A 6,750-nucleotide genomic window follows, 5' to 3' on the forward strand; every position below is an offset into this window, starting at 1 on the left:
TGCGACCTGGGCCGTTCTTGCCTAGCCTTGCGTCTAATGTTTTATTCCAGCATCACTTCCTCGCGCCAGCGAGCCTCACTTCCTGCCGGAGGCAGCATTGTGACCTGGGTTGTTCTTCCCAGCCTTGCGTCTTATTCTGCTCTTTCCAACCCAAACCCGCTATCCCCGACAAGGGCTTTCCGCAGTTTCGATTTCAATTACTAAATGATAAAATGAGGGCATTCTTGGTTTTCTTCAGTATTAGTATGCATTCTTATTGAGGAGAGCTTCGATAAATGTAGCGCAAATTTCCGCCAGAAGAGAAGTGTCATAGCAAAAGAAATCTGAACTTGCTTGTACTGTTGGTTCTTTGTTGAAGAGGGTCTTGAGTGATTTCTATAAATGGGCAGATCATTAAGTGTCGGGCATCTGTGGGTGCACCGAGTTAGGAACGATATTATGGAAGGACGATGTGATGATGGATCAGTTAATAGAAAAGTTTTCGATGCTTGGAGTAGATAACGCTCCTGGACAGGAGACTCTTCAAGATGGCGAGGGGCTTCGACTGATAGGAGAGAAGATCCCCGGAAGACCGGTTGATTTTTCTCATGGGGATGTCAATGCGTTTGAACCGATCCCGGGGTCATTAGATGCATTTGTAGAAGGCGTTCACTTGGGCGGTGAGCAAGCGTATACTGAATACAAAGGAAGAGGCAACATACGAGAATGGTTGTCTGAAAAGCTTTCTGCATTCACCAACACTACAATTTCTCCAGATACGCAACTCATTATTACACCGGGAACCCAGGGGGCGCTTTTTCTGGCAATGGGATCGTTAATTGGCCGTGGAGATAAGGTTGCAATAGTTGAGCCCGACTATTTCGCCAACAGAAAACTGGTCCAATTCTTCGATGGAGAAATCATTCCAGTTGTACTGGATTTTCTGGAATCTGATAAGCGAGCCGGTTTGAATTTAGCCGAACTTGAAGATGCTTTCAAAACTGGTGTTAAGGTCTTCTTGTTCTCCAATCCTAATAACCCGACCGGTGTTATTTATTCGTATGATGAGATTCGATCTATCGCTTTCCTTGCAAAGAAATATGATGTATCAGTTATCGCAGATCAACTGTATGCAAGACAGATATTCGATGGCAGAGTGTATACACATCTGTGTGCCCAAGACACCAAACCCGTCAATCTAATCACAATCATCGGTCCATCCAAAACAGAGTCTTTAAGCGGCTATCGTTTGGGGGTTGCATTTGGTTCCGAGAATATCATTGCACGAATGGAGAAACTGCAGGCCATAGTCTCTCTGCGCGCCGGAGGATATTCTCAAGAGCGGTACTCACATCGTGGTTCAACGAACCAGAGGGATGGATGGAAGATCGAATGAGTGCACATCAAAGGATCCGAGATGATCTGGTGGCACTGCTTCACGGCGTGGAAGGTGTCAAAGTAAGAAAAACAGAAGCCGGCAGTTATCTATTTGTGAGAGTTCCCGAGTTGAGAGTCACCATGAGAGAGTTTGTGAAAATCCTAAGATTTCAAGCCGATGTTACGGTGACAATCGGAACGGAATTTGGCCCTCAGTTTACCAATAGTTTTCGCATCAATTTCTCTCAAGATCATCACTTTGCACTGGAGGCAATTAATCGAACGGTACAGCTCATTGAAAGATACCGGAGAGAATAATGAGCGGTATTTGTTTAGCCAAGCTCCTCCCGGTTGATCAGTAATGGTTATCGCTTGACCTCAAGTCTGGATAAAGACAAGAAACAACCAGAGAATTGATCGGTTTGCACTTGAAGATCGATCCCAATACGGGAAGGTTCAGTACATCTATGATACCAGATTTGATTTTGGCCGCTGTAAGGGACCCGGATGCGATCTCTATGACCAAGGAAGTTTGCCCACTTATGACACTTGAAAGTTTAGGCGACGAGACTGAGTAAGATATTGAAAGGTTGCTTTCCCGAAAGCGGTATACAGGTACTGCGCAAACAATCGAGTTCCAGGTTTCACTCTTTGTGTGAAGCCCGGGGAAGGCACGATTCTGTCGAAGGAAGGAGATTGCAGTTATAGTTCCTGGAGTATAATTTATTGTCTATTTGTACGGGGGGACTGAGATGAAAAACTCAGTTCTTGCCGTAATTGCTCTTCTATCTACATCGCTTTTCGCTCAAGACGTTCCTGAATTGTATTCCGCTCCCGTTAAGAAGGTGCAGGTCGGCGAAATAGAAATGGCATACAAGGTCTTTGGAAAAGGATCTCCTCTGTTGATGATCGCAGGATATGGCTCGCCCCTCGAGAGCTGGGACCCGTATGTTGTTTCTGCACTCTCAAAAGAGTTCACCGTGATAGTATTCGACAACAGAGGGATCGGAAGATCGACAACTTCTAATGCAACTCCTTCAATAGAGCTGTTTGCTAAAGATGCAGCCGATCTTGTAAGAACCATCGGTTTTGAAAAGGTCAGTGTGATGGGTTGGTCTATGGGAGGGTATATCGCGCAGGAGTTTGCTCTCAACTATCCTGAGTTGACAGATAAACTCGTCCTTCTCTCGACGAGCTGCGGAGGATCCGAGTCGATACCTCCTTCGGACGAGGCGATCTCTATGCTCCAGAACATGGGCGATCCCGAAGTGCTTCTGAAGGTTCTCTTCCTCACCGACTGGACCCTGGCTCATCTGGAGGTCGCTGCGAGATTTACGGGCTCCTCCAGTCAGGAAGAGAGTGGAGATCAAAGAGGAATTTCTGATCAGTACACTGCCGCTGGCAGCTGGAGCGGAACCTTCGAGAGATTGAAGTCGATCGAGTCAGACACGATCATAATAACGGGAACGGACGATATTATTGTTCCCGCAAAGAACTCTCTGATCCTCGCAGAAGCGATAGAAGGCTCATGGCTCGTGAAACTTAATAACGGAGGACACGGAGCTATCTATCAGTTTCCGGAAAAGATCGCTGGTCTGTTGATTGCTTTTCTGAAGTAGTACGGCCGTTCGCTGATTCCCATAGTTCGATTAAACAGTGGCCGGCTTGCTCTCTTCCATCAGAAGGCTGCATGGATGAATGCAGTTCAACTACTCAGAAGACGGTTACAACTGCCAGGCTCATCAGAGTGCTTCTCCTGTTGAAGGTTTATGTGTGTTGCCTTGTCCTTCAACCCCTGAGGCCAAAGCTTAACGGATAATATGTGCCACTTAATTGGCTCTTTTCAGTGAGAACTCTCAGTATTCTGTCTATGAGAAGCACCCGCAGCCTTATCTTGATATCTAGGACCTCGGATCGTCCAGTTGGATCCAGGTATTTCCGTGAACATAGCGGCGTGAATAGCCCCTTCTTTTCACAAAAGTTTCTAAGCCGTATTGTTTTTCACCTTTTGTTGTCGGATAATTCGATTATTACTCCGAGCTTTGTTCGGACGCATGAGGCTGAGCTTTGAAGAGAAGTGGAGATGGAATGGCCATACTTGCGTACGTTCTAGTGAGTTTTTTTTGGGGATCTACTTATCTGGCGATAAAGATCGGCGTTGAAGGCATGCCGCCTATGTTCTTCGCCGGAGTGAGATTTCTCATTGCGGGCTCTATTATGCTGGTCTTTTCTGTCGTCAGAGGACACTCCTTTCCTTCGAGCAAGTCGGAGCTTTCTAGACTTTGGCTGGTTGGTCTTTTCATGCTTCTTGGTGGAAATGGACTCGTCGTCTATGCCGAACAGTGGGTCGATTCAGGCGTTGCTTCTCTCATAATGGCTACCATCCCGATCTTTGCCGGGGTATTGGAGCACTTTTTCATAAGAACGACGCGGTTGACTTTGAAGGCGCTTTCGGGACTTCTGCTGGGTTTTTTCGGTGTCTACTTTCTTCTGGTTCCGGCCGAACACGGTATTTCTATCGACATCCCAGGAATACTTATGCTTCTCTCTGCCAGCTTCCTCTGGTCTACTGGAACGGTACTGTCAAAAACCTTCAAGGGGAACAGTTCGATAGTATCAAATATCGGGATTCAGATGTTTGCAGGTGGAGTGGGGCTTATGTTTGTCTCGGGCATAACTGGTGAATTTTCAAGAGTTAGGTTCTCGATGAACTCGCTTCTGGCAATCGCTTATCTCGTTGTTTTCGGGTCCCTGATTGCCTACAGCAGTTATATATATCTTCTTCAGAAGTGGCCGGCCACGAAGGCGGGTACTTATGCTTATATAAATCCACTGGTTGCCGTCTCACTAGGAGCCATCTTCCTTGATGAAAAGATCAACTTCCTCATGATTCTGGCAATGGGTGCGATTCTTCTCGGGGTACTCATAGTTCAGAAGTCGAAGATAAAAGTTGTCGGGTAGCACGGTTCCCTGCACAAAAAAGGCATGTCTTGAGAGACATGCCTTAAATCAGTCTCAAGAACTAGAGAGGATAATGACACCTCACATGATGATCGGGTCCTATCTCCCTAAGTGCGGGGGCCTCTTTAGCGCAGCGTTCGTCTGCGAAGGGGCATCTGTTGTGGAACCTACAGCCCGATGGCGGATTGATCGAACTGGGTATCTCCCCTTTCAGTAGCCGCTTCTCCCTTACAAACTTCGGATCCGGGACAGGGTTGGAAGCCATTAACAGATCAGTGTATGGGTGAGAGGGATGTTTGAAGATCGTATTCTTGTCTCCCATCTCAACTACTTCTCCGACATACATAACGGCCACTCTGTCGGCAATATAATCCACTAGAGATAGATTGTGTGTTATGAACATATACGTCAGATTTTCTTGAACCTTTATTTCCTTCATCATCTTCAGAACCATTGCCTGAACGGAGACGTCCAGCGCCGATGTAGGTTCGTCAAGAACGATGAACTTCGGTTTGAGAACCATGGCTCTCGCAAACGCAATCCTCTGTCTTTGCCCACCAGAGAATTCATGTGCGTATCTGTACATGTGATCGTCTATCAACCCTACTTCTTTAAGAACGGCCGCAATCCTGTCTCGTATTTCGACGTCGGTGATCTTGAAATGAATCTTCATCCCTTCCCCAATTATGTTCTTAATCAGTTTTCTAGGATGAAGCGAATTGTACGGGTCCTGGAAAACGATCTGCATATTTCTTCTAACTTCGAGCAGGTCCCTGCCTTTGAGTCCAAGTATGTCCTTTCCTTCGAATTCTATTTCACCTGAAGTCGGTTCTATTAGTCTGAGAACGGTTCTTGCAAGAGTCGTCTTTCCCGAGCCGGACTCTCCGACCACGGCAAAGGTTGAGCCCGTTGGAATGTCCATATTCACGTCGTCTACTGCTCTAACAAAGAGCTTCTTCGAGAAGATCGACTTCTTCACCGGAAAGTAAGTCTTAAGTCCTCTTATTTTGATTAAGGTCTCAGGCATCTTCTCTCACCTCGCCCTTGCCTTTGAAGAGATAGCATGCAACGTAGTGGTTGGGTTCAATCTCAATGAACGGCGGCCTCTCCGACTTGCAGATGTCCATAACGTGCGGACATCTCGGGTGGAATCGGCAACCGGAAGGAGGGTTCACCAGATCGGGAACAGTTCCCTTTATTGCCTTGAGTTCATCTGTTCTTCCTACTCTCGGTACCGCCTGAAGCAGACCACCCGTGTAAGGATGTAACGGCTTTTCGAACAGTCTGGCAGTAGATGCATATTCGACCGAGTTTCCGGCGTACATTACAAGTACTTTGTCACAGAATTCCGCTACGACTCCCATGTCGTGTGTAATCAACATGACGGCGTTCCCCATCTTCCTGGCCAGCTCATCGAGCAGTTCGAGAATCTGAGCCTGAATGGTAACATCCAGAGCAGATGTTGGTTCATCGGCTATTAACAGTTTTGGATGACTTGCAAGTCCCATGCCAATCATTACTCTCTGAGACATTCCACCGCTGAGCTCGTGTGGATAGCTGTTCATAACTCTTTCGGGATCAAGCCCGACAAGGCGTAGTATCTCTTTGACCTCGGGGTAGGTGTGCTTGATCTTGAGTTTCTTGGATTTCGCTATTGACTCACCGATCTGATAGCCTACCTTCATTACCGGATTCAGTGATGAACGAGGTTCCTGGAATATCATAGACATTTCGGCGCCTCTTATCCGATTCATCTTCTCTTCGGAGAGTTCGACGAGATTCGTGCCATTGAAAATCACTTTCCCTTCCTGAATCTCACCGGGCTGTTCTATCAATCGCATTACTGCCAGAGATGTAACTGACTTCCCGCAACCGGTCTCCCCGACGACTCCCAGTCTCTCACCGGAATCCATCCAGAGGTCGACACCATTGAGTGCCTGGACGACTCCCCTGTATGTGTAGAAAGATACCTTCAGGTTAGATACGTCCAGTAGTTTTCCTTTCAGCTCCATAAGATTACCTCCTCAACCTTGGATCGAGCATGTCTCTTATTCCGTCACCGAGGAGGTTGAATCCAAGAACGACAAACGCGATGAATATTCCAGGGAAGGTGGATATCCACCACTGATCGATCAGGTAATTCCTGCCGTCGGAAACCATGGCTCCCCATTCAGGCGTCGGGGGCTGAACTCCTAATCCGAGAAAGCCGAGACTTGCTGCGGTGAGGATTATCGTTCCCATCCTTAGGGTCAGCTGAACTAGAACGGGAGAGATGCACATCGGTAGAACGTGAAGGAACATTATCCTGAGATTGCCACCACCTGCCGCACGTATAGCTTCAATGTATGGCTGTGATTTGACTTTTGTTGCTTCTGCCCTAGATAGCCTCGCATAAGTTGTCCAAGTGACAACAGATATGGCAATTATCGTGTT

The 6,750-nt window shown here is 47.1% G+C and carries 5 protein-coding genes and 1 pseudogene; 3 read left to right on the top strand and 3 right to left on the bottom strand.

The genetic code is table 11. The annotated features are described in order from the left end of the window. Positions 1-457 precede the first annotated feature (457 nt). The 3 genes and pseudogenes from B3K91_RS02715 to B3K91_RS02730 all read left to right on the top strand — a co-directional run bounded on the left by B3K91_RS02715 (position 458) and on the right by B3K91_RS02730 (position 4,317). Positions 458-1,674 (top strand): annotated as a pseudogene (locus tag B3K91_RS02715) (pyridoxal phosphate-dependent aminotransferase). Between the two features lie 434 nt (positions 1,675-2,108). Next, positions 2,109-2,975, top strand: a complete 867-nt coding sequence (locus B3K91_RS02725; protein WP_292590794.1) for an alpha/beta fold hydrolase — start codon at positions 2,109-2,111, stop codon at positions 2,973-2,975. Between the two features lie 448 nt (positions 2,976-3,423). Beyond that, positions 3,424-4,317 (top strand): EamA family transporter, encoded by an 894-nt coding sequence (locus B3K91_RS02730; RefSeq protein ID WP_292590793.1) that lies wholly within the window; start codon positions 3,424-3,426, stop codon positions 4,315-4,317. Positions 4,318-4,378: 61 nt separating this feature from the next. Here the strand turns inward: B3K91_RS02730 and B3K91_RS02735 are convergent, their stop codons facing one another. The 3 genes from B3K91_RS02735 to B3K91_RS02745 all read right to left on the bottom strand — a co-directional run. Next, positions 4,379-5,344 (bottom strand): ABC transporter ATP-binding protein, encoded by a 966-nt coding sequence (locus B3K91_RS02735; RefSeq protein ID WP_214060160.1) that lies wholly within the window; start codon positions 5,342-5,344, stop codon positions 4,379-4,381. Continuing rightward, positions 5,337-6,329 carry an ABC transporter ATP-binding protein gene (locus B3K91_RS02740; RefSeq protein WP_214079592.1) on the bottom strand — a complete coding sequence of 331 codons (993 nt, stop codon included), beginning with the start codon at positions 6,327-6,329 and terminating at the stop codon, positions 5,337-5,339. Before B3K91_RS02740 ends, B3K91_RS02735 begins: the two co-directional genes overlap by 8 nt. A gap of 4 nt (positions 6,330-6,333) precedes the next feature. Further along, on the bottom strand, positions 6,334-6,750 hold a 417-nt coding region (locus tag B3K91_RS02745), incomplete at its 5' end, for an ABC transporter permease (protein WP_292593963.1).

The organism is Mesotoga sp. UBA5847, assembly GCF_002432735.1.
Classification (GTDB): Bacteria; Thermotogota; Thermotogae; order Petrotogales; family Kosmotogaceae; genus Mesotoga.